Consider the following 24,579-nt stretch of genomic DNA (forward strand, 5'->3'; position numbering starts at 1 on the left):
ATTCTAACCTGCAAATTTATGATTTATGTCTGTTATAGAAATCTTTTGCATGCTCTTTTAACATACTTTTCAAATATACTTTTACTGCATTTACAACTTCAGGATAAATGATTTGATTAAGCTCATCACAATATACTTTAGCTATTTCTGTAGCTAAAACCAGAGTATTATCAAACCTTTCAGTAATAAATTTTAAAAAGTATCCATTTCCTTGAAAAGTGTCGTTAATTTTTGAAGTCGATTTAATGTTATTTGGCAATGGCATTTTTTCTAAAATTTGTCTCCATTGTTCAACATCGTCTTGGAATCTTTCGTTATCGATATTTGAAGTTCCTAAATTCCAAGTTGGCACTTCTCTATCCCAACGCTGCCAATTGTAACTATGCATATCAAACACTATACAATTTTTGTGCTTCGATTCTAATTTTTTAATTAAAGCATACACCACTTCATAGAAAGATTCATGTTTTGCTAAACTTTTCTCTTTCATAGTATTGGCTAGAGGAGATTTCCACAACTTTTTACCCCAAGCATCTTCATAAATTGCAGTAGAAGGAGCCCTATTTAAATCGTACTCAAATCTTGAATCTAGTCCTGCTATAACAATAGGATGCTCTGCAATCATTTCTTTTGTGCATGGATCCTCTTCATACCAACGGTCATATTCAGTGTGCAAACAATTTGCCCACAACTCTTTTCTGAATTGATGCCCATCGTGAACGGCTGCACAAACATACGGGACATATTCTTCTATTTTTAAGGTAAAAGAATAATCAGAAGAAACCGCTTCGAAGGTTTCCTCTTTCTCTATCTTTAGAATTATTTCTTGTATCGATAATTTTTCCATCTATTTCAGGATTTTTTGAAGTGCAGCGAAAATTTGTTTTTCAATTTTATCGACAGTTCCATCTGCGAAAAAAACTTCTTTAATATCGTTTAGTAGATTCCTTTTTTCTTGATCTGAATATTTATTGGTAAGTAAATACTCCTTAATATTTTCAATGATATCCTCTTCTCTATCAAAAACTATTTGAGTATGAACTTTATTAAATGTTTTTTCATCTACTTTAGAAAGAATATAATTACGTTCTTCTTCAGTTTCAAGAAGATTACATTGAGCTGCGTATAACAGAACATACGCTTCAAACTCAGTTCTTGTCCATTCTAGTATCATAATTAATTTGCAATAGGTAAACCTGATATACTCGCCCATTCTGTCCACGAACCATCATATACCGAGTAATTAGTATTTTCAGTTATTTCAAGTGCTAAAGCCAAAATACAAGCAGTAACTCCCGATCCACAAGTAAATATATAATCCTTATTTTCTGAATTAATCGATTCGAATAATGTTATCAATGCTTCCTTTGACTTCATCTTTCCGTTATTTTGAACAACAGAATATGGTAAGCTTTTAGAATTAGGAATGTGGCCTCCTTTTAAATCTTTTCTTGGCTCTGGTACTTTTGCTAAAAATCGATCATTTGAGCGTGCATCTGCTACACAATATGTATTGCTAGTAATATTATCAAGTACTTCCTGATAATTCACCACATAATTTGCATTAAATTTTGCTCTAAAATTACCTTTATTAAGATTAACAGATTTTGGGTTTTCAATAGTATATCCTCTTTTTTTCCACTCTGGAAATCCTCCGTTTAAAACAGCTACATTATCGTGACTAAAAAGTTTAAAAAGCCACCATGCTCTTGGAGAAGAGTAAACTCCCAAATCATCATAAATAATAACACATGAATCATCATTTATTCCTAATTGTTGTATCTGTTCTTCGAAATATTGTTGATCTGGAATCGTATTTGGAAACTTTCCATCGACATCTAAAAAAACATTCTTAAGGTCAAAAAAAACAGCATTTGGAATTTGGAATTTTTCTTGAACGACATCAATTGATGAACCGACTTTTTTTATACTGGCATCTAAAATAATTAAGTTGCTTGCATTACTATTTTCATTTAACCAATCAACAGAAACAATTGGAGATACAACTTTAAGCTTCATCAACTTGTTTCTTTAAATCTGTCATTCTTCTGAAAGCCGCATTCTTTTCAAGAACTTTACTCTCTAAAAAGTCAACAACTTTCTCTTGTAATTTTACTTTTGAAACTTTATTGATGTAGGTGATTCCTCCAGGACTCATAACATTAACCTCTACTAGTTTACCATTAATCACATCAATTCCAACAAAATACAATCCATCTTTCACTAATTTAGGACCTATTTTTTTACATAATAATTTCTCTGCGGTTGTTAAACGATGCTTTTCAACTCTACCTCCAGCTGTAACATTTGATCGGTGATCTTTTTCACCCGGAATTCTTTTCATTGCACCAATCGGCAATCCATTTAAAAGTAAAATTCTAACATCTCCTTTTTCCGCACCTTCAATATACTCTTGAAGAATTACATAATCAGAAGAACCATCACTTTTACTAATGTAAAAATCAAGTAATGAATTGATATTTCCCATTGCGGATTTCTCAATTAAAATAACACCAGAACCTCCATAACCGTTTAAAGGTTTTAGAATCATTTTATCCGAGTCGGATTCTTCAATGGTTTTTATTAAATACTTTTTATTTTTTGATACGTGAGTAACAGGGATAATTTCATTCTTTGGGTCTTCAAAAACCGCCGTATATAATTTGTTATTTCCTTCTCTCATTCCTTGTACTGAGTTGATGATAAATACATCATCCTTTACTGAATCAAGAAAATTTAACATTAAAGGATCCAACGGTGGATTAGCACGCATAAAAATAGCGTCAAAACCAGCTAATGGTAACATTTCTTCTCTTATCGTTGCTTTTTTATAATACGATTTAGGAGAAGTTGGCACCTTTTCCATTCTATTAATAATTGTACAAAAAGCATTGGTAACACTATTTCGAATAGTTAGATTTGAAGGTGTACAAATTGCTACACCATGACCTCTTTTTGCGCATTCATGAATTAACGTCAATGAAGAATCAGTATCTGGTTTTATTTCCTCCCATGGATACATTAAAAAACAAATATTCATTTATTAAATGTAGTTTTTGATTAGTATAAGTAAGTATCTATAAAATTAATAGAAAAACACCAATAATATTGCATTGTTATTGGTGTTTATAAAAGTACTCTTTTTTATTTATCTGATGGAAATAAATATTACTTTACCTCATCATAATGATCATCCCAATTTTTAGGATTAGGTTCACCTAATTTTCCAACAGATTTCGCCACCAACGTTGCTACAGTAGCATCTCCTGTAACATTAATTACAGTTCTGCACATATCTAATGGTCTATCAACAGCAAAAATCAAGGCTAAACCGATTGCTAATTTATCCGCTGGAAAACCGACAGCTTCTAATACAATTACTAACATTACCATTCCAGCTCCAGGTACTGCTGCTGAACCAATAGAGGCTAATAATGCAGTAAGTATAATAGTTAACTGATCAGCAAAGGACAAATCAAAACTTAATGCTTGCGCTATAAACACTGCTGCAACTGCCTGATATAAACTCGTTCCGTCCATGTTAATGGTTGCACCAACAGGTAACACAAAACTTGAAACTTCTTTATCAACTCCAACGTGCTCTTCTACTCTTTCCATAGTAACTGGCAAGGTTGCAGCACTTGAACTTGTTGAAAAAGCTAATAATTGAGCCGGACTAATTTGTTTTAAAAACCATAATGGATTCTTCTTCGCGAAAACACTCATGATGATCATATAGAATACAATCATTAATAACAATCCTGACACTACAGTCAAACCATATTTAAATAAAGCAAATAATAAATCTGGATCGTTTGATGAAACCACTACATTCGCTAGTAATGCAAATACAGCATATGGTGCAAATAACATTATTAAATCGACCATTTTTAACACAACTTCATTCAGTGAATCGAAGAAATTCTTCAATGGTTCAGACTTCTTTTCTCCTATTAACAACATAGCAATTCCAAAAAATATAGTAAAGAAAATTACTTGTAACATTGCTTTATTATTGCTCATTGCTTGCATGGCATTGTCAGGAACCATATCAACTAAAAACTGTAAAGGTCCACTATTTTTTTGTCTTGAAGCTTCAGCAATTTTAGATTTAACTCCATCACTATTTGCGTAAGTTTGAGTTAACTTTTCGATAGTTTCTTCAGAAATACCATCTCCTGGCTTTACAACATTCACTAGTAATAATCCTATCGTAATTGCTATAACAGTTGTTCCAACATAAATACCAATCGTGCGTAGTCCAATATTTTTGAACTTTGAAATATCTTTTAAATCGGAAATTCCTTTTATAAGTGATGCAATAATTAGAGGAACTGCAATTAGTTTTAATAATTTTACAAATATTGATCCAAAAGGTTTAATCCAATTTCCAACAAAACCAGCTCCGCCTTCTACAGTAGTCATCAGTACCCCAAAGACTATTCCTAAAACCATTCCGATTAATATTTTCCAATGTAATGCTAATTTCTTCATTTGTTTATTTTGGTTTGTACCGTGTAAAAATATAAAATTGATTATAATTAAACTTAAAACATTTACAGTGGAGAAAATCCAAAGAATATGTGACTTCTTTTTGTATCTTGTGTCAATATAACTGTCAGAGTATTAATTAAAATAAAAACTAATAGAAAATGGAAGGAATCTTAGACTTATTAAACAGCCCAATTGGAAAAACTATTATTAGTGGTGTTGCTGGTTCAACTGGACAAGATAATAACAAAACTGGAAGTGTTTTAACTATGGCATTACCGGTTTTAATGAAGGCCATGGAACGTAATGCTGCAACTCCACAAGGAGCTGAAGGATTAATGGGAGCTTTAAATAAACATGATGGAGGAATATTAGATAATCTTGGTGATTTATTTAATGGAGGTGTTAATAAAGAGGTTGTTGATGATGGAAATAAAATACTTGGACATATTTTAGGATCAAAACAACAAGGTGTGCAACAAGTAATTGGCCAAAAAGCAGGAATGGACTCAGGAGCTGTTGCTGATATTTTAAAAACGGCTGCTCCAATTTTAATGGGAGTTTTAGGGAAACAATCTAGACAAAATGGTGTGAGTAATGCGGGTGGCTTAGGTGACTTACTCGGCGGAATGCTAGGTGGAAGCAAAACTAAAAATGAGCAAAGCTTCTTAGAAAAAATATTAGATGCTGATGGTGACGGAAGCGTTATTGATGACGTTGCAGGAATGGTTCTTGGCGGAAGTCAAAAAAAATCAGGCGGTTTATTAGGCGGACTTCTAGGAGGTTTATTTGGTAAGAAATAAGATTCAATCTACATAATAATAAAAGGGTAAACGTATTTGTTTACCCTTTTTCTTTTATATACTTTTGCCCCGAAATATTTAACTTCTTATTTTGGAAAAACTAAAAGAACGTTGGGGTTTAAAAACGAATTGGGATGTTGTTGCCGTATTAATTGTGTTTGCTATTAACGGGTCTTTTTCTGCTTGGGTAGCAAAGCCTGTAACAAGTTTTCTTGGTTTGTCTTCAGAAACATTAAACCCTTGGATTTACTATCCTCTTAGAATTCTTTTAATATTTCCAATTTACCAAACTACTCTGCCTATTGTTGGTTGGTTATTCGGACAGTTCAATTTCTTTTGGGAATTCGAAAAAAAGTTTTTAAGTCGTTTAGGTTTTGGTTTCTTATTTAACAAGAAAAACTAAAACAAATCATCGTTTTTTAATTTCCTTATTTTTCCCAGAACTAAAAACATATGTGTAAAACCACATCAGAGTAAAAGTAGGTATAACATCTAACCATGGCATGGCCTCTTCTACGAATGAAATAGCTGCTGCAATTTTTCCTCTATTACCTTTATACATCTTAGTCATTAAATAAGCAGAAGCAGGAGCCCAAACAACATCCGTTAATTCGGCCAATCCTGGTATAATAAAAGACATATATCCTATTACATCGAAGAGTATTCCTAATAGTAATTTTTGATATTTATTTTCTATATTCATATTTTTAATTTTTTATGAAAGTTACATCAACATTCAAACCATTTATTAGACACAAAAATTAATAAAAGTAACAGTATTCATGGATTTTTCTCATTTCAAAGATCAAATTAACCTTTTAAAAACAAAACCTTTAGGAGGATTAGAATCACAATTTAAGTTGGTTCCAGAATTGAGAATTAAAATATCTGAAGAAAAAATTAAAAAAAGTAACCCCAGGAAGGCTGCTGTAATGGCGCTTTTTTACCCCGATGAACAGGAAAGAACAACGTTTTTATTAACTCAAAGGGCTAGCTATAATGGCACTCATTCAGCTCAAATAAGTTTCCCTGGAGGTAAATATGACCAAGAAGATGATAATATTCGACAAACTGCTCTTAGAGAATTAGAGGAAGAAGTAGGAGTAATTCGAGATTCGGTTAAAGTTATCCGACAATTGTCTGATACTTACATTCCACCAAGTAACTTTATGGTGACTCCATTTATCGGTTTTGTTGACAAGAAGCCTTTGTTAACCCCAAATGAAGAGGTAGCAAAACTTATTGAAATTGAAGCTTCTGACCTTTTAAATGAACAAAATATCTCTTCTATTGTTATGGAAACTTCCTACATGAAAGAGATTGAAGTTCCGTGTTTTAGATTTTATAATCACATTGTTTGGGGTGCTACTGCAATGATGTTATCTGAAATAAAAGATTTAATGAAAGAAATTGAATGAAAATGTTTTTTTAAATTTGTTTTACTAAACTAGATTTTATGCCCCTATTTAAAAGGAATCCTTTCGGACATATTCTATTTATAAAACGTTTTCTGATACAAATCTTAGGATTAATTTCTCATAGTAGATACAGAAGTTTTAACAATTTACAAATTGAAGGATCAGAAGTACTTAGACAACTTCCTGATAAGAACATACTGTTTATTTCAAATCATCAAACATACTTTGCTGATGTTGCCGCTATGTTTCATGTTTTTAATGCTTCTTTAAAAGGACGCGATGACAATATTAGAAACGTGGGATATTTATGGAAACCGAAATTAAACTTATACTACGTTGCTGCAGGTGAAACTATGAAGTCTGGATTACTGCCTAGAATTTTTGCTTACGTTGGTTCCGTTTCCGTGGAAAGAACTTGGAGAAACGCTGGTAAAAATATCAACCGTCAAGTTAAAATGTCCGATATTTCTAATATTGGAACCGCATTAAAAGATGGCTGGGTAATTACATTCCCGCAAGGTACAACAACTCCTTTTAAACCAATTAGAAGAGGAACAGCACATATTATTAAAACTTTTAAACCTACAGTTGTTCCTATTGTAATTGATGGCTTTAGAAGATCTTTCGATAAAAAGGGATTAATGATAAAAAAACGTAACGTTTTACAATCTATGGTAATTAAAGAGCCGTTAGAAATTGATTATGACAATGAGAGTGTGGATAGTATTGTTGAAAAAATTCAATTCGCCATTGAACAACACCCTTCTTTTTTAAAGGTTTTAACTCCTGAACAACTTAAAGAGCAAGAAGAGTTTATTGAAAGTAGAAGTTTTTGGGGATAAATAAAACTTCTAATCACAAACACATATAAAGTAAGCATAATTATGTCAAAAAAAGAAACCATATTAACTAAAGATTCTATTGACTTTTTAGAAAAATATTTAAATAACGCCGCTCCTACTGGGTATGAATGGGAAGGACAAAAAATCTGGATGGATTACCTAAAACAATATGTTGATGAGTTTATTACAGACACCTATGGAAGTGCAGTTGGTGTTATCAATCCGGATGCAAAATATAAGGTTGTTATTGAAGGACATGCAGATGAAATTTCCTGGTATGTAAACTATATTTCTGACAAAGGATTGATTTACGTTGTAAGAAACGGAGGTAGTGATCATCAAATTGCGCCAAGTAAAGTTGTAAATATCCATACAAAAAACGGAATCGTAAAAGGAGTTTTTGGTTGGCCTGCAATTCATACTAGAGATAAAGGAAATGAAACTCCACCGAAGCAAGACAATATTTTTATTGATGTTGGTTGTGCAAACAAAGAAGAGGTTGAAGCACTAGGCGTGCATGTTGGTTGTGTAATCACTTATCCAGATGAGTTCCACATTTTAAATGAAAATAAATTTGTTTGTCGTGCTCTAGATAACAGAATGGGGGGATTCATGATTGCCGAAGTTGCTCGTTTACTTCATGAAAACAAAAAGAAACTTCCTTTCGGATTATATATTACAAATTCAGTTCAGGAAGAAATTGGATTACGCGGAGCTGAAATGATTACAGAAACAATTGAACCAAATGTTGCTATTGTTACGGATGTAACTCATGATACTACCACGCCAATGATTGACATGAAAAAACAAGGTCATCAAGAAATTGGTAAAGGTCCAGTTATTGCTTATGCTCCAGCTGTTCAACAAAAACTAAGAGATTTAATTATTGAAGGTGCGGAAGAAAATGATATTCCTTTCCAAAGATCAGCTTTGTCAAGATCTACAGGAACAGACACTGATGCTTTCGCTTACAGTAACGGAGGTGTTGCTTCTGCATTAATTTCATTACCATTACGTTACATGCACACAACTGTTGAAATGGTTCACAGAGAAGATGTAGAAAATGTTATTAAAATGATTTATCACGCACTGTTAAAAATTGAAGACGGAGAAGATTTCTCTTACTTTAAATAATATTAACAGAGAATATAGAATTGTGTCATTTTGAACATCTTGAAAAATCTAGCAAAGATTTAACAAGTGTTCAAAGTGACATTTTTTATTTTTATAACAAATACAACTAAAATGAGTTTACCGAACCAAAAAGTTCTATTCCATTTACCAGACGATATTACTTATTTAAATATTGCAAGTCAATCTCCTTCATTTAAAAGTGTGGAAGAAGCAGGAATTAAAACTGTAAAAGAGAAAAGTCATCCTTACTTAATTACGGCCAATCGTTATTTTGATCCGATTGTTAAACTCAAAAAACTTTTTGCACAACTTGTAAAAGCAGAAGATTACAACAGAATCGCATGCATTCCATCTGTTTCATATGGATTAGCAACAGTTGCAAACAACATTCAATTAAAAGAAGGTGATGAAATTCTTCTTATTGAAGAACAATTTCCTAGTAACTATTATGTATGGGAACGTTTAGCTCAAAAATACAATGCCATAATTAAAGTTGCCCAGCAACCGAAAACCAATTCTGATAAAGGAAAAACATGGAACGAAAATATTCTGAATTCAATTTCTGACAAAACAGCGGTAGTTGCTATGGGAAATATCCATTGGGCAAACGGTACTTTATTCAATTTAAAAACAATTCGAGATAAGTGTTACAAACACAATTCTTTGTTTATTATTGATGGAAGTCAATCGGTTGGAGCTTTGCCGTTTTCTATTGAAGACTTAGAACCCGATGCATTAGTTTGCGCGGGTTATAAATGGTTATTCGGACCTTATGGATGCGCGTATGCTTATTTCGGTTCTTATTTTGATAACGGAACTCCCATTGAAGAAAATTGGTCTAATCGATTGGATAGTGAAAATTTAAGTGGTCTAACCAACTATCAATCTCAATATAAACCATTAGCCAATAGATATTGTGTTGGCGAACACGGAAGTTTTATTTATACAGAAATGCAAATTGCTGCATTAACACAATTACTAAACTGGAATCCTAAAGATATTCAAAACTATTGTCATGAAATTACATCAGAATTTGTTCATAAACTAAAAGAAGTTGGATGTTTTATTGAAAATGAATATTTCCGTGCGAAACATCTATTCGGGATTCAATTACCTGAAACCATTGAAATGGAAAGATTGAAAAATCGATTACAAAGAGAAAAAATATTTGTTTCCTATCGTGGAAATTATGTTCGTATTTCCTGTCATTTGTACAACACAAAAGAAGAATTCGATAAACTTACCGAATGCTTTTTGTCTGAAATGCACTAATTATGGATGAACTTATTGATATTGTTGATGAACAGGGAAATTATACAGGTAAAACTTGTCTAAAATCAGAAGCACATAAATTTGGTTACTTCCACCCTACTGTTCATATTTGGATATATACACCTCAAAGAGAAATCTTATTACAGAAAAGAGCTCTAACTAAAAAAGTGTTTCCTGGTTTATGGGACATTTCCGTAGCGGGTCATATCGCTGCAGGAGAAAAAATTGAAATTGCTGCATTAAGAGAAGTTGAAGAGGAAATCGGTTTTATTATTGAACCTCAAAATCTAAAAAAAATAGGTACTCGAAAACATCAAGTTCATCATGCAAACGGAATTATAGATAATGAATTCCATCATGTATTTATTTCTGAACTAACAGTTCCTGTAAGTAAATTAGTTATTCAAGAAAGCGAAGTTGCTGAATTAAAATTATTCAATCTAGAGATCCTAAAAAACACCTCTGCATATGAAAATATCTTACTCCCTCAGTACAGCGATTATTATAAAACTGTTTTTAATGCAATAAATTCTGGTTTAACTAGATAGATTACTTACATTTGCCGCGTAAATCAAAAAAAAAATCACAAACAAATGAAAATCAGTAATCTATTACTTTTATTCATAACAACTTTTTCAATTTTAAGCTGTACAACTAATAATCATAATTACCCTATAGAAAAGGAGTATTGGGATATTAACGATTACGACAAAGCTATTTTAGACCTAAGGTTTGGTTACCAAGCTAATGAACCAAAGCCAACTTTAGATAATCCAGAGAAAAGAATTATTGTAGAAAAACTGATTGATAAACAGAATTATAAAATCATACTTGACGATAGTACCATTAATCTTAGAGAGCGTAATAAATTTGCTCATGACTTCTTTGATCAGTGGAGAGAAATGACATCCATATATAATGAAAAAGGTGCTGATAATAAATACATTTACGGAAAAGAACTTTTAGCTGTTTGGCATTTTGGATTAGAATTTCACATGGAATATTTCACAATCGGAAATAATGCTATTCATACTTTTTCTGCTAATGCAAACAATGAAAAAGTTATCAATCGAGTAAATCATAATATGAATGAGTTGGTTAAAAACTTCTCTAATTATATGGATTTAATTAAAGAGGAAGATGCTTTTTACGAAAACGAAAAGGAGTTTTTTATTAAAGGAATCGATACATATTTCACAAAACTTATTATGAAACTTCCTGAGGCAAATTATGAGCGAATAGAAAAAAAAGCAACAAGTGTTCTTAAAAAAATAAAATCTAAAGAGATAAGAGCTTCTCTAGAATCTCTAATTGAAACGATTAATTTTATTAAGCTAAAGAAATCGAATGTATAGTTAAACTTTAATGATTTGAGTGAAAATTTAGTTGCGGCCTTGGTTCTTTTAATTTACTTCTCTCCTATATTTTATCAACTTACCATAGTATTAAGAGAACTAAAAAAAGGAAATAAATTACCATTAAAAAAGTTATTTCGATTTTTAAAAATTAGTATCAGCATACTGATTCCTACAGTGGTTTTCTTTTTTATAATTAGCCATACGAATTATTTAAATTATCAAAAACCAATGAGGTTTAATGAATATGATAAAATCACTTTTGACAATTTTAAAGGATTAAACTTCTTTAAGAAATCATTATATGGCAGTACTCGGTTTGCCTATATTGTTACCAGTATTGAAACCCAAATAGAAACTGATTCAGTATCTATTGAAGCACTTTTTCACCCTTCAAGATCTTTTGTTTATAATAGAAAAACTTACAGTAAAGATTTATTAAACCATGAAAAATACCATTTCAAAATAACGGAACTATTTGTAAGAAAAGCTAAAAAGAAAATTTCAAGGTTACAATTAAAAAACGAACAAAAAATAAACTACATAGTAACATCTATTAAAAAAGAAGAACGTAAATATCAAAAAGCGTATGATTATAACACCTTTCATAGCTACGTACATAGCGAACAAAAAAGGTATGAAAAAGAAATAGATAGTTTATTAAATTTGTTGTCAGAATATAAAAAATCAAAAATTACACTTAATGAAAAAAAATAAAGTAATACTAATCCTTCTGGTTGCTGTGGGATTCATAAATTGTGCTGAGGAAAAACACAAGTTCCCGATAGAAAAAAGATACTGGGATCTTAACGACTATGATAAAGCTATTACAGATTTAAGATTTGGATACATAAATGATGAGAAAAAACCAAGCTTTGATGATCCTGAGCAACGAATAATTGTTCAAAAGTTAACAGATGAACAAAATTTCAAAGTAGTTTTAGATGATAAAGAATTAGGATTAAAACACAAGAATAAAGTTGCTACAAAATTCTTCTCTCATTGGAAAGACATGACCGCTATTTATCAAGATAGAGATAGAAAAGACATGTATATTTATGGAAAAGAGATGCTCGCTGTTTGGCAGTTCGGATTAGGATTACAATTAAGGTATTTTAAATTGGGTAATGACGAAATTATAGAAGATTCAGACGACCCTAGTTCTAAAGAAATAAGAAATCTTATAAACTCTAATGTTAATAAGCTTACTACAAATTACACATATTACTTAGGCTTAGTAAATGAAGAAAAATCATTAACCAAAAAGGAACAGGACATTTATGCGAGTGGAATTTCAAAATATTTCACAGATTTAGTTGAACTTTATCCTAATGCAAAATACGATTCTCTTAAAGAAAAAGCCAGTTTAATGCTAAACAAAACAGAATCAAATTCTATTAAAAATGCTTTGACAAAACTAATAGCTTTAATAGATTCTAAAAAAGTAAAAAAGGGATAAGAATAATTAAACCCTTTTGTTATTTAATAATTATTAAAAACTCACCTAGTATTAGGTGAGTTTTTTATTTACGTCTGTTTTGTAATACTTTATTTATTAAATTGATGTCCAAACAACCAAACCAAAAACATCTATTTAAATGCTTTCAAAACAAGAGAAATCTGAACTAAGAGGAAAACTATTTCGCCACTTAGATGGAATTGTAACCTGTCCTGCAGCTTACGAATTACATAAAAAAGGAATTACCAAGTATCTATTATCAGAACAACAAGTTGATTTAACAGAACTCTCAAATCATTTTAAAGCAAATGAAGGATATTTAAATGTTGCACTAAGAACATTAGCTTCTCAAGGCTGGTTGGATTATAATGTGAATAACCAATCAAATAAAGTAACTATTCGCACAAATGATTTATCAGAAGAAGCATTCAATCATTTTTCTTTGTATCAAGAAGCTGCAGAATTACTAAAATATTCAGAACAATATTCATCTAGAAAATTTGAGCTAGCTCCTTTTTTGAAACTCGAAAGCTTATTCGATAATTTTAAGAATAACTTTGGAATACAACTTTCCTTAGATGATAAAATAGTTACGATTCAAAAACAAATCCTAACACATATCGAAGGAATTATTGTAGGACCAACTTTGGTTCTTTTGGGAATGAATGGAATGTTTCATAAATATTTTATGCAAACAAAGTTTAAAGCTGAAGAATTCCATAGAGAACCTGAAAATTTTGCCCGATTGTTAGATATTTTAACTCATTTAAATTGGTTCAAAAAAACTGGTGATTCATACGAATTTACAGATACTGGATTGTTTTTTGCTAGAAGAGCCAGTGCATATGGTGTTACAGTTTCCTATATCCCAACGTTAAGAAAACTAGATAAATTCATTTTTGGGGACCCAACAATTTTTAGATCTGAAGGAATTGGAAATGAAGAAATTCATGTTGACAGAGAAATGAATGTTTGGGGAAGTGGTGGTGCTCATGCTTCCTATTTTAAGGTAATCGATGAAATCATTATAAAACTATTTAATAAGCCAATTCATGAACAACCGAAAGGAATTTTAGATGTAGGCTGTGGAAATGGAGCTTTTCTTAAACATTTATTTAATGTTATTGAAAATCAAACTGAACGTGGAAAAGTTTTAGAAGATCATCCTCTATTATTAATTGGAGTCGATTATAATGAAGCTGCTTTAAAAATTACGCGTAAAAATTTGGTTCAAGCTGATATTTGGGCTAAAGTTATTTGGGGAGATATTGGTAATCCAGAGGCAATGTCGAAAGACTTAAATGAAAAATACGGAATCAATTTATCTGATTTATTAAATGTTCGTACATTTTTAGACCATAACAGAATATGGGAAGAACCAGAAATTAAAAGAGAAATTGCCGCTACAAATTGTTCAGGAGCCTACGCTTACCGTGGAGTTCGAATTAATAACAATTTAGTTATTGAATCCTTAAAACAACATTTTAATAAATGGAAACCATATGTTAGTAAATTTGGTTTATTACTAATAGAATTACATACTTCAAAACCTGAATTAATAAAAAATAACATTGGTAAAACTGCTGCAACAGCTTATGATGCTACACATGGATATTCTGATCAGTACATTATAGAAATTGAAGAATATATGAAAGCCATGGAAGAAATCGGATTATCTTCTGATGATTCAACTTTTAGAAAATTCCCCAATTCTGATTTAGCGACAGTTTCTATTAATCTATTCAAATCGAAGAAAGAATAAATAAGATATAAAACTCCAGGGAGTTTAAATTTGATACGGAAAGAGTACAAAAAAACAAGTCTCTTTCCGTATCATAAAAATCTAATTAAGAAATTTTTATGGTTTTAATAGGTTTCTTTTTTGCTTCTTCTCGCTTCGGAAGAATAACCTCTAGAATACCATCCGTATAGTTTGCTTTAATTTTTTCATCATCCACGGTTTCAGGCAGTTTAAATCGTCTTTCAAAAGACGAATAACTAAACTCTTTTCTTGTGTAATTTTCCGATGTCTCTTCATTATTATATTCAACAATAGATGAAATGGACAAAAGATTATTATCCACACTAACATCAAAATCAGATTTTTTCATTCCTGGAACAGCCATTTCAACAATAAAACTATCGTTTGTTTCCTTAATATTAACTTTAGGAACCGAAGTTTCCGTAGTTAAATCTGAAGAAAAAATTGATGGAAAACCACTCATAAAGAAGTCATCAAATAAGGTTGATCTCTTTGGATAGTTTGTCTTTGCGTTCGCCAAACTTCCATTTTTTGATAATGTTGCTAAATTGCTCATAATTAAAAATTAAAAAGTTAGACAATTGATTAATAAAATTATGCATTTGTAAAAATGTAATCACCACTATTACGCATTTTATTGTAGTAGTACTCATTAACAAATACAGGTACTTTTAAATAAGGAAATTTAATTTTGAAGTTCTCGTTTTCTTTACCTAGAAATTTTACTTTAGTTTTTTTCATAATCCAAAATTTTTAATCTAAAAATTAATAAACCATAAAAAATAATTTCACTTATAATGTTACCAATTTCGTTCCATTTGATTTTCATCAAAAAAACAAGACAAAAAGACATTTTGAATTAAAGGAGGTTCTGATAAACCACTAAGTAACAAACTAAAAACTGACAATTTTTCAGCCTACTAAAAAGCTTTATTAATTATTCGGGAATCGTACATAATTGGTAATTTCTTCATTTCCCCATTTTATTTTTAAAGAATCTTTACTTACTGAAATCACTTCACCAACTTGTGTTGCTTCTTCATAAAACACTTTTAATCGGTTATCCTCTAAAACATATTTAAAAGAAGAATCTCCATCTGAATCAGCAAGATAAAACTCATCTTTATTAATCATAAATTGAGCATGAGGATCGGAAATGTTGTAAGCCCAAACCCCATAAAAAAGATTTAAGTCAATCGGCTTCATAAACTCCTTAAACTTCACCAACTCGGGACTAATAATAATGATTTCCTTTTTTCTTGGAAAAGCTCCATGCTCTATTATGAGTTCTATTTTGTTATTATCCTTCTTATTTAAAGAAACAATCTTAACATCAAAAAAATCTGATATCACAAAGGTTTTATTTTCATACCCTAATTCTGTAGGTTGAATTAGTATATGAATATTTGTTTTACTGTTTTCACTTTCTAAAGACAAACTTTCTCCATTATAAAAAGTCATTACTCTAACAAAAAAATCATCTCCATAAATTGATTTTTCTTGTTGAAAATCTTTCAAAACAGCCTCAAAATCAGATTGAGTTGTTTGTTTGATTGTGGAGGTGTGTTCGTACACAATTAAATTATCAGAAACATCAAGTGTATCGGTAAAGAACTTCTCGTCGATTATTTTTTCTTTTCCTGCAAATAACTGTTCTTCAACATTAATTTCCTGATTCGCTGATTTTACAAAACGATAATAATCATTAACAACAGAATCTTCAGAAACTCTTAAACGCTCTATTTTCTTATTCAAATCCGAGATAACTTCTTCCTTTTCTCGTAATTGCTTTTTGAGCTTATTAAACTCAGCTGAGTTTTCTTCATTATTACAACCTACAAAAACTTGTAACACTATTAAAAAGGTTAATCTCCTAAACATACTTTATAACTTATAAGTAAATATAGTAAAACAAAAAACCTCGAATTATATTCTTCGAGGTTTTAATTAATTTATGATAAACTGATTATTTTATTTCGTTCTCTTTTAAAGAAAGTAAATTCGCAAATAATTTATACGCTCCAGGAACACCTGCTGGTAATTCTCTAAAGAAACTTAATCCTGTGTAGATATAGTTTCCTTTTCCATACTTTGCAACTAATAAACTTCCCTTTTTCGAAGATTCTCCCTTATCATTCATCGCTAAAATCGGTTCATATTCTGCACTCCAGTTATTCGGAAAATATAAACCTCTTTCCTGAACCCATCCCTCAAAATCAGAATTTGAAATTTTATTCGGATAATTTAATACTTCATGCTCTTTTGCTAACATTGTTACTTGAGCGTTCTCATCTGTTACTCTATCTCTCGACAATTGTAAAGTATAAGGAGCTTTTACATCAACTCTCCTATTCGTATTATACTGAACGATAATGTTTCCACCATTTTTAACGTACTCAAGTAAATATTTCTGTTTAAACTGAAGAACTTTTTTGGTGTTATACGCTCTAATACCAACAACAACTGCATCAAAACTATTAAGAGAAGTTTCATTTATATTTTCTGGTGAAATCTCAGTAACCGTATATCCAATCTGACGTAAACTTTCTGGAACAGCATCTCCAGACCCTTGAATATATCCTATTGATTTTCCTTCTTTACGAATATCTAATCGAACAACTTTTGCTTTTGAAGTTAATAAAACGGACTGTTTAGGAATATGGTTATAATTAATCTCTATTAGTTCCTTATCATATGACTTATTATTAACCTTAGCTACCGAATTAATATAACCCTCAGATTGGTTTTGAGATGGAGTAACGGTAAAGGTAACTGCAATTTTATCTCCTTTTTGTTCAATTGAAAAAGGAATCTGTGCTGGACCAACAGTCCAACCTTCAGGAACATTTAATAAGACATTTCCCTGAACGTTCGCTTCTCCAGATCTAACTTCAACAGCTATCTTTTTTGGTTTACCATCTGCAAAAATGATTACTTTATCTTTTAACTTAGTTGTCACTTTAGGTAAAACTTCAAAAGGTTCATAAATCTCTCCTTTATCTCTTTGCGAATATCTTCTAACCACATTTTTAGTGAAAGAAATCGGAGTATCTTCAATCATAAGATTAAACCTTACTTGAATTGGTCTTGGTGTTTCAGGCTTTCCTATGAGCTGTTGATTTTTAACTGTATACATTCCTAATCCCCAAACATCTTTTAACCAATAAGGAGCTGAATATTCTATTCCGGTTAACGAAACATCCTCGGTAAAGTTTTGTCTTTTATTTGAAATTAAATCAATATTCTTCGAAACTTTCTTCTGAGAAGGCAACCATTCAATCGAAGTTAAATCCATTGATATAGAACTTCTATTCAATACTTCAAAATCTACTTTTATTGAAGAACCTGGAGTTGCACTTGAATTTTTAGCCGATGCTTCAAGATATAATCCAGCGCAAGCTTCAATAATATCTTTAATTTCAGCAGATTTTATCGCTTTCCAATGATCATCCTTCAAATTATTGATTAAACCATAGGCTTTTAATAATTCAGGTAAGTGTTTAGCTGGATTTACAAAATCAAAATTCTTTTCAATGTCATATAATATATCTCCAATCGCTCCTCCACCTTCTACTCTATTCCAAGTTGTATTAATTCCAGAAAAAATGTCTTTTTTATCCTTAGGAAAATCTCCTTTTAAAAACTCAACCCATTCCGTCTGAGTTCCTCTAGTAGTTAACCTCCCGAAACCTTGACATAAATGTTGACTACTTGCAATAGAGGCTAATTCGTTATTGGACAACCCTTTTAAAGGATAATAAACCCCAATATCAAAATTTAGCATTTTACTCTTATCTGCTTTGTCAAAATTTTCCTGACTTCCATAAAACCACCATGAAGTATTAAAAAACAAACGGTTTGGTTGCCAAGCATCTGTGTATTTTAGTTGTTCTGGATACTTAGATTTATCTCCAGCTAAATCAAATGCTTCGACACTTAACATCGCAGATGACGTATGATGCCCATGCGTAGTTCCTGGAGTTCTGTGATTAAAACGATTAACAATAACATCTGGTTTAAACGTTCGAATGGCCCAAACAACATCTGACAACACTTTATCTTTATTCCATATTTCTAATGTTTCATCCGGATGTTTTGAATACCCAAAATCATTAGCCCTTGAAAAGCGTTGTTCTCCCCCATCAACACCTCTTGCCGCTAATAATTCCTGAGTTCTTATTACACCTAGTAATTCACGAATTTCCGGACCAATCAAGTTTTGACCTCCATCTCCCCTAGTTAGAGACAAATAAGCTGTTCTTGCTTTTACATTGTTAGACAAATAAGCAATTAACCTTGTATTTTCATCATCTGGATGAGCTGCTACATATAAAGCAGAACCTAAAAAATTAAGCTTCTGTACTTTCTCGTAAATCTGATTTGTAGTTAATTTTTGTGGTTTTTGAGCAATCGCTGAAGAACATATCAGCAATAATAAGATGAATGATAGTGAAAACGTTTTTTTCATTTACGTAAAATAAATTGTCAGGTCGAGCGAAGTCGAGACCTAACTGTTTTACCTCCCGACTCCGCTCGAGGTGACAAGTTAGTATTGCAACAAATTTATAATTTTTAGTCTCTTAATTATCTAGTTTAACAAAATGCTAACACTTTATTCTAAAAAATAATCGTCACTAAAACCGATTAAATATAACTTTTCTTGTGCTCTGGTGACAGCAGTATATAACCAACGTAAATACTCTACGCTAATTCCATCAGGTAAATAAGGTTGCTCTATAAAAACAGTTTTCCATTGACCTCCTTGTGATTTATGACAAGTCATAGCATACGAAAATTTCACCTGTAAAGCGTTAAAATACTTATTGTTTTTTACACCCATGAATTGTTTGTATTTTGACTTTTCATGTGCAAAATCTTCTTTTACAGCTTCATACAATCTATTCGATTCTTCATAAGTCAATGAGGGACTTTCACTTGATAAGGTATCTAAAAGTAAAACCGTTTCGAAAGGTTTCATATCAGGATAATCAATCATTCGTACCTCTACTTCAGCAAATTTGAATCCGTACAACTCTTTTATTTGTATAATTCGCATTACTTCACAAGTATCACCATTTGCAATAAAACCAGCAGAAGAGGAATCTTTTAACCAGAAATAATTATTTTTCACGACCATTACATAATCTCCGACAGAAATTTCATTTTCTTGTCCTCGTATTTTGGTACGTATTTGCTGATTATATTGGTTGGCTCTTTTATTAGAGCGAACAATAATTGCAGTATCTTCTACTCCTCCCGAAGCGTCGGGACCATCATAAGCTTGCGTTATAGCGTCTTGGATATCATAACCATCCTGCAATCTAACAATATCAGGGTAATTTAAATCGAACTTAAAATCGACACCTTCATTCTGGATTAACAGACGTAAATCTGTTGCATTTGCTAAAATTCCTGAATCCTGTTGTTGACGAACAACTTCATCTAATTCTATTTCAGATATATCCTTATTATAATGAAGTGATAATTTATCAGCGTCTAAAGCAGGACTAACATCTAACTTTACAGGAGGCAACTGAGCTGTATCACCAATGAATAATAACTTACAGTTCTTTCCGGAATACACAAAAGAAATTAAATCGTCCAAAACTGAACCATTTTCAAATAACTTAGCATTCTGGACCTGATCTGAAATCATGGATGCTTCATCCACTATAAACAATGTATTGGTATGCTTATTTGGTTGCATTACAAAACTTACACCTCCGCTAGACTGTTTTTTCGGAAAGTAGATTTTTTTATGAATTGTAAATGCTTGCCTTTTTGAGTATCCCGAAATTACCTTTGCTGCTCTTCCTGTTGGTGCTAATAAAACAGCTTTTTTTCCAACTTTCCATAAACTATGAACTATGGTACTAATTACAGTTGTTTTACCCGTTCCTGCATATCCTTTTAATAAGAAAAGAGCTTGATTATTTTTATCGAAAACAAAATGAGACAAATCATTAATTAACTCTAATTGTCTTTCTGTAGGTTCGTATGAAAATTTTTGTAATAGCTCTTTATAAAAATCGGCAGGATTCTTGATCATATTTCAAATAAAAAATCAAAGATAAGTGTATTTGCAAATAATTGTTTTCATGATTGAAAAAAAATTGTAGATTTGCGTACATATCATAAAAAAATCTAGATACAATGAATTTAATATTAACTATTGTAGCCGCTGTTATAGTCGCATTCCTTTTAGCTTTTGTTATAGTAAAATATATACCATTAAAACTAAGAGGTTTAGTTTCTGTTTTATTATTATTAGTTGCAGGTTATTTGGTTTATTTAATATATAACGGAATTATGGAGCCTATCAAATTCAACAAAGAAAAGAAGGTTCGTTATGCAAAAGTTATCGATCAGTTAAAAATCATTAGAGACGCTCAAATAAAATATAAAGATGCTAAAGGTGTTTTTGCTAAAGACAAAGCTAGCTTAATTAATTTCATTGAAAGCGATTCATTAGTAATTACTCAATCAGTTAACGAAAAGAAAGAAATCTTAATTGGTGGTGGATTAACGAAAGAAGTTTCTGTAAAAAGAATAGATACAATTGGTTTTGAACCAGCTTTAACATATTTTAAAGACAGACCTTACAAAGAAATGTTTAGTGTTCCTGGAACTGATAAAGAGTTTCAGATGACTACTAGTGAGATTGAAAAAATTAAAGGTTTATTTGTACCTGTATTTGAGGCAAAAACTGAGAAAAAAGAAATTTTAAAAGGTTTACCAGCCCACTTAGTTAAGCAAGAATTAGAAGTAATTGAAGCAGATCAAATTAAAGGTCAATTCGTTTCAGTAGGATCTTTAGAGGAAGTATCTACTGGTGGTAACTGGCCTCCATTTTATGACAAGGGAGATGCAAAAACTGATTCAGAAGAATAGAAAAGAAATTTCATCTAAACATAAAAGTTTATCCATCCAATTTAGTTTGGATGGATTTTCTTTTTGTGTTAAAGACATACCAAGTAAGGAAGTTTTAGTTTTATCAGAATATATATTCGATAAAACCCTAGAAAATCCTCATTTACTGCAAGAAAAAGTTCAACAAATTTTTGAGACTGAAAAAGAATTACAGATAGAATTTTCAAAAGTTACTGCCATTCATGAGAATCAGTTAGCTACTCAAATACCTGAGGACTTTTTTGATAAGGATAATTTAAAGAAATATTTAGATTATAATATCAAAACATTTTCATCTGACTATATTACTTATGATAGTTTAGAAACTCTGCAAGCAAAAAATGTATATATTCCTTATGTAAACATTAATAATTTTTTGTTTCAAAATTTTGGTGAGTTCGAGTTTAAACATCATTCCACAATACTTTTAGAACAGCTAATTGGTGTTCATTCTAAAACTTTAATAAATACGATGTATGTGAATGTTTCTAATAAAAACATGGATATCGTTGTTTTTAAAAACAATCAACTCACCCTGTATAATTCATTTAAATTTAACTCTAAAGAAGACTTCTTATATTATATTTTATTCGTCTCGGAACAACTAGAATTAAATCCTATAAATTTTCAATTGTTTTTCTTAGGAAATATTAATGAGGATTTTGATACTTTTAAACTAGCTAAAGAGTATGTGAAAAATATAGATTTTCTTAAAAGCAAGTATAATTTCTTACAAGAATCTGAAGTATTTCAACCTCACTCTAATTATATTTTATTATCATAAATGCGTATTATATCAGGAAAATATAAAAGTAAAAGAATCAGTGCTCCTAAAAACTTACCTGTTCGACCTACAACCGATATGGCAAAAGAGTCATTATTCAATATTTTGAATAACTTATATTATTTTGACTCTATTTCGGTTCTGGATTTATTTGCTGGAACTGGAAATATTAGCTACGAATTTGCTTCTAGGGGCACAGAAACGATATATGCCGTAGATGCTCATTTTGGATGTATTAAATTTATCAATCAGATAGCTAAAGAGTTGGACTGTGAAATCACTACTTTTAAAAGTGATGTGTTTAAATTTCTGGAAAAATCCTCGTTAAAAACAGATATCATATTTTCCGACCCTCCTTACAACTTTGAAGAAGAACAATTCCTAAAAATTGCGGATTTGGTGTTCGAAAATGATTTACTAAATGACGAAGGAGTATTAATTATAGAACATTCGAAACATACAGATCTTTCTTCACATCCTAAATTAAGCTACCAAAAAAGATATGGAGGTAGTGTTTTTAGTTTTTTCGAGTTAACATAGCACCTCTACTACCATTATAAATTTTAGTGTTTTAAAACTTTAACATTCTTTTTATTACTACAACTATAGTTATAGTAATAAAAGGTATATATTTGTTGTATGAATAAGTTAACCAAGCCTGAAGAGCAAATAATGCATTATTTATGGAAGCTTAAAAAAGCCTTCCTTAAAGATATAGTCGATCAGTTTCCCGAACCAAAACCAGCATACACTACTATCTCTACTGTTGTGCGAGTTTTGGTAAAAAAGAAATTTATTGACTACAAGACTTTTGGAAAAACTAGAGAATATTACCCTTTAGTTTCAAAACAAAAATACTTTTCTGAATACATGAATGATGTAATTTTCAGCTTTTTTAACGGTTCGTCAGCCAAGTTTGCATCTTATTTCACTAAAAATGAAGATTTAAATTTATCTGAACTTGAAGAAATAAAAAAGCTTATAGAAGAAAAAATAGAAAACTTAAAAAATCAGCATGAATAATTACATCCTCTTTACTTTAAAAGTAACAATCGTTTTTACAGTTTTATTCACTTTTTATAAGTTATTCTTCAGTAGAAATACATTCCATAAATTAAATAGAATTCTATTATTACTCATTATTCCATGTTCAATTTTTATTGCATTAACAAAAACTGTCATTCCAATTCAAAATGAACATTTAGAGATACCATCATTTGTTGAACTTGGTTATACTATAGATACTACTTCATCGGAGATAAACATAATTGACTCCAACACATCACTTGAAAACCCATATTGGTTATTCATTATTTATATACTAGGTGTTGTAATTTATATGATTACAATTCTAAAATCCATTTTTCATATACATAAGTTGAAAAAAGATGCTACCGCCATCAGTGATGGAAAATACAAATTAATGTACTCCAATACTAAAGCTACATTTACCTGTTTTAATCTGATTTTTATTCCAAAGGAATTACAAAATTCAGAAAACAATATTGTAATTGAACACGAAAAAAAACATGTCGACTTTAATCATACTCTCGATTTAGTTTTAATCGAACTTTTCATTGCCTTATTTTGGTTTAATCCGATAGGTTATCTCTACAGAAAATCTTTAAAATCAATTCACGAATATCAAGCCGATGAATCCGTTTTAACTGATAACAACATAAGCATCTATCAATACTTAAGCTTACTAAAACAAGAAATAGAGAAATCTACACATTCTTATTTGTACAGTTACTTCGGTCATCCAATTTTAAAAAACAGAATAAAAATGATAACAACATCAACAACTCGAAATATCCATAAATTGAAATATTTAATACTGATACCTGTGATATTTTTAACAATGGTTTCATTTACAAAAGAAAATAATATCATTCGAATACTACCTGTTCTCAATGATACAAAACCTTCTATATCACCTGTAAAAAACTTCACAAAAAAAGATATTACTGCCAAATATGGTCCAATGAAACATCCAATTCTAAAGTCACTTAAAATCCACAATGGTATAGATATAAGGGCCTCTATAGGAACTCCAATTTTAGCTACAGCCGATGGAGTAATCGCAAGTGCCTCTGATGAAGGAAATTGGGGTAATCTTGTTATAATTAAGCATGAAAATGGATTTGAAACATTGTATGCTCACTTAAATAGTTTCAACTGCAAAAAAAATCAAAAGGTAAAAAAAGGAGAAATTATTGGTTATTCTGGTGAAACAGGAAAAGTAACTGGTCCACATTTACATTACTCTATAAAACAGCATGGAAACTTCCTCAATCCTCTAAATTTCATAGATTAATTTCATTAATTCGGAACAAACTCGTACACCTAA

The 24,579-nt window shown here is 30.7% G+C and carries 27 protein-coding genes; 16 read left to right on the forward strand and 11 right to left on the reverse strand.

Annotated features, from left to right (window positions below; translation table 11 throughout):
* Window positions 1-16: 16 nt before the first annotated feature.
* The 5 genes from ACOSP6_RS14505 to ACOSP6_RS14525 form a co-directional block, all read right to left on the reverse strand.
* Window positions 17-847 carry an N-formylglutamate amidohydrolase gene (locus ACOSP6_RS14505; RefSeq protein ID WP_422093998.1) on the reverse strand — a complete coding sequence of 277 codons (831 nt, stop codon included), beginning with the start codon at window positions 845-847 and terminating at the stop codon, window positions 17-19.
* Complete coding sequence (locus tag ACOSP6_RS14510) at window positions 848-1,174, reverse strand: hypothetical protein (RefSeq protein WP_422093997.1); 327 nt, start codon at window positions 1,172-1,174, stop codon at window positions 848-850.
* Between the two features lie 2 nt (window positions 1,175-1,176).
* Window positions 1,177-2,019: a sulfurtransferase gene (locus ACOSP6_RS14515; RefSeq protein WP_422093996.1), complete on the reverse strand. Its 843-nt coding sequence runs from the start codon at window positions 2,017-2,019 to the stop codon at window positions 1,177-1,179.
* On the reverse strand, window positions 2,009-3,040 hold the full coding sequence (gene gshB, locus ACOSP6_RS14520) for a glutathione synthase (protein ID WP_422093995.1): 1,032 nt from the start codon (window positions 3,038-3,040) through the stop codon (window positions 2,009-2,011). The genes ACOSP6_RS14515 and gshB overlap by 11 nt, the downstream gene beginning before the upstream one ends.
* A gap of 128 nt (window positions 3,041-3,168) precedes the next feature.
* Window positions 3,169-4,494 (reverse strand): dicarboxylate/amino acid:cation symporter, encoded by a 1,326-nt coding sequence (locus ACOSP6_RS14525; protein ID WP_422093994.1) that lies wholly within the window; start codon window positions 4,492-4,494, stop codon window positions 3,169-3,171.
* 158 nt (window positions 4,495-4,652) lie between these two features.
* Here ACOSP6_RS14525 and ACOSP6_RS14530 point away from each other — a divergent pair, with 158 nt between their 5' ends.
* Both ACOSP6_RS14530 and ACOSP6_RS14535 read left to right on the forward strand, forming a co-directional pair.
* Window positions 4,653-5,294, forward strand: coding sequence for a DUF937 domain-containing protein (locus tag ACOSP6_RS14530; RefSeq protein ID WP_422093993.1), 642 nt, complete (start codon window positions 4,653-4,655; stop codon window positions 5,292-5,294).
* Between the two features lie 91 nt (window positions 5,295-5,385).
* Window positions 5,386-5,697: a DUF6787 family protein gene (locus tag ACOSP6_RS14535; RefSeq protein ID WP_422093992.1), complete on the forward strand. Its 312-nt coding sequence runs from the start codon at window positions 5,386-5,388 to the stop codon at window positions 5,695-5,697.
* 6 nt (window positions 5,698-5,703) lie between these two features.
* On the opposite strand, the gene ACOSP6_RS14540 is transcribed toward ACOSP6_RS14535, so the two are convergent.
* Window positions 5,704-5,997: a hypothetical protein gene (locus ACOSP6_RS14540; RefSeq protein WP_422093991.1), complete on the reverse strand. Its 294-nt coding sequence runs from the start codon at window positions 5,995-5,997 to the stop codon at window positions 5,704-5,706.
* A gap of 79 nt (window positions 5,998-6,076) precedes the next feature.
* Between ACOSP6_RS14540 and ACOSP6_RS14545 the strand changes: the two genes are divergently transcribed.
* From ACOSP6_RS14545 to ACOSP6_RS14585, 9 genes are all read left to right on the forward strand, one after another.
* Window positions 6,077-6,712: an NUDIX hydrolase gene (locus ACOSP6_RS14545; protein ID WP_422093990.1), complete on the forward strand. Its 636-nt coding sequence runs from the start codon at window positions 6,077-6,079 to the stop codon at window positions 6,710-6,712.
* A gap of 38 nt (window positions 6,713-6,750) precedes the next feature.
* The gene (locus ACOSP6_RS14550; protein WP_422093989.1) at window positions 6,751-7,554 is read left to right on the forward strand and encodes a lysophospholipid acyltransferase family protein; all 804 of its coding nucleotides are present in this window, start codon (window positions 6,751-6,753) and stop codon (window positions 7,552-7,554) included.
* Window positions 7,555-7,596: 42 nt separating this feature from the next.
* The gene (locus ACOSP6_RS14555) at window positions 7,597-8,688 is read left to right on the forward strand and encodes a M42 family metallopeptidase (RefSeq protein ID WP_422093988.1); all 1,092 of its coding nucleotides are present in this window, start codon (window positions 7,597-7,599) and stop codon (window positions 8,686-8,688) included.
* Between the two features lie 111 nt (window positions 8,689-8,799).
* Window positions 8,800-9,960 (forward strand): aminotransferase class V-fold PLP-dependent enzyme, encoded by a 1,161-nt coding sequence (locus tag ACOSP6_RS14560; RefSeq protein WP_422093987.1) that lies wholly within the window; start codon window positions 8,800-8,802, stop codon window positions 9,958-9,960.
* 2 nt (window positions 9,961-9,962) lie between these two features.
* Window positions 9,963-10,508 (forward strand): NUDIX hydrolase, encoded by a 546-nt coding sequence (locus tag ACOSP6_RS14565; RefSeq protein WP_422093986.1) that lies wholly within the window; start codon window positions 9,963-9,965, stop codon window positions 10,506-10,508.
* A gap of 45 nt (window positions 10,509-10,553) precedes the next feature.
* Window positions 10,554-11,315 (forward strand): hypothetical protein, encoded by a 762-nt coding sequence (locus ACOSP6_RS14570; protein WP_422093985.1) that lies wholly within the window; start codon window positions 10,554-10,556, stop codon window positions 11,313-11,315.
* Between the two features lie 15 nt (window positions 11,316-11,330).
* Window positions 11,331-12,032: a DUF922 domain-containing protein gene (locus ACOSP6_RS14575; protein ID WP_422093984.1), complete on the forward strand. Its 702-nt coding sequence runs from the start codon at window positions 11,331-11,333 to the stop codon at window positions 12,030-12,032.
* Window positions 12,019-12,774, forward strand: a complete 756-nt coding sequence (locus ACOSP6_RS14580) for a hypothetical protein (RefSeq protein WP_422093983.1) — start codon at window positions 12,019-12,021, stop codon at window positions 12,772-12,774. Before ACOSP6_RS14575 ends, ACOSP6_RS14580 begins: the two co-directional genes overlap by 14 nt.
* A 139-nt stretch (window positions 12,775-12,913) precedes the next feature.
* Window positions 12,914-14,536, forward strand: coding sequence for a class I SAM-dependent methyltransferase (locus ACOSP6_RS14585; protein WP_422093982.1), 1,623 nt, complete (start codon window positions 12,914-12,916; stop codon window positions 14,534-14,536).
* Window positions 14,537-14,621: 85 nt separating this feature from the next.
* Here ACOSP6_RS14585 and ACOSP6_RS14590 read toward each other — a convergent pair whose 3' ends face one another.
* The 5 genes from ACOSP6_RS14590 to ACOSP6_RS14610 form a co-directional block, all read right to left on the reverse strand.
* Window positions 14,622-15,092, reverse strand: a complete 471-nt coding sequence (locus ACOSP6_RS14590) for an Hsp20/alpha crystallin family protein (protein WP_422093981.1) — start codon at window positions 15,090-15,092, stop codon at window positions 14,622-14,624.
* Window positions 15,093-15,130: 38 nt separating this feature from the next.
* Entirely contained in the window at window positions 15,131-15,277 is a 147-nt protein-coding gene (locus tag ACOSP6_RS14595; protein ID WP_422093980.1) for a hypothetical protein, read from the reverse strand.
* A gap of 192 nt (window positions 15,278-15,469) precedes the next feature.
* Window positions 15,470-16,417 (reverse strand): hypothetical protein, encoded by a 948-nt coding sequence (locus tag ACOSP6_RS14600; RefSeq protein ID WP_422093979.1) that lies wholly within the window; start codon window positions 16,415-16,417, stop codon window positions 15,470-15,472.
* Window positions 16,418-16,502: 85 nt separating this feature from the next.
* Complete coding sequence (locus ACOSP6_RS14605) at window positions 16,503-19,004, reverse strand: PIG-L family deacetylase (protein ID WP_422093978.1); 2,502 nt, start codon at window positions 19,002-19,004, stop codon at window positions 16,503-16,505.
* 144 nt (window positions 19,005-19,148) lie between these two features.
* Window positions 19,149-20,585, reverse strand: coding sequence for an ATP-dependent DNA helicase (locus tag ACOSP6_RS14610; protein WP_422093977.1), 1,437 nt, complete (start codon window positions 20,583-20,585; stop codon window positions 19,149-19,151).
* Window positions 20,586-20,689: 104 nt separating this feature from the next.
* Between ACOSP6_RS14610 and ACOSP6_RS14615 the strand changes: the two genes are divergently transcribed.
* From ACOSP6_RS14615 to ACOSP6_RS14635, 5 genes are all read left to right on the forward strand, one after another.
* The gene (locus ACOSP6_RS14615) at window positions 20,690-21,427 is read left to right on the forward strand and encodes a hypothetical protein (RefSeq protein ID WP_422093976.1); all 738 of its coding nucleotides are present in this window, start codon (window positions 20,690-20,692) and stop codon (window positions 21,425-21,427) included.
* Window positions 21,402-22,229 (forward strand): DUF3822 family protein, encoded by an 828-nt coding sequence (locus ACOSP6_RS14620; RefSeq protein WP_422093975.1) that lies wholly within the window; start codon window positions 21,402-21,404, stop codon window positions 22,227-22,229. Before ACOSP6_RS14615 ends, ACOSP6_RS14620 begins: the two co-directional genes overlap by 26 nt.
* Window positions 22,230-22,769: a 16S rRNA (guanine(966)-N(2))-methyltransferase RsmD gene (gene rsmD, locus ACOSP6_RS14625; protein WP_422093974.1), complete on the forward strand. Its 540-nt coding sequence runs from the start codon at window positions 22,230-22,232 to the stop codon at window positions 22,767-22,769.
* 99 nt (window positions 22,770-22,868) lie between these two features.
* Window positions 22,869-23,252, forward strand: coding sequence for a BlaI/MecI/CopY family transcriptional regulator (locus ACOSP6_RS14630; RefSeq protein ID WP_422093973.1), 384 nt, complete (start codon window positions 22,869-22,871; stop codon window positions 23,250-23,252).
* Entirely contained in the window at window positions 23,245-24,546 is a 1,302-nt protein-coding gene (locus ACOSP6_RS14635) for a peptidoglycan DD-metalloendopeptidase family protein (protein WP_422093972.1), read from the forward strand. Before ACOSP6_RS14630 ends, ACOSP6_RS14635 begins: the two co-directional genes overlap by 8 nt.
* The last annotated feature ends 33 nt before the right edge of the window (window positions 24,547-24,579 follow it).

Origin of the sequence: Tenacibaculum sp. MEBiC06402 (assembly GCF_049239625.1) — a bacterium.
Classification (GTDB): domain Bacteria; phylum Bacteroidota; class Bacteroidia; order Flavobacteriales; family Flavobacteriaceae; genus Polaribacter.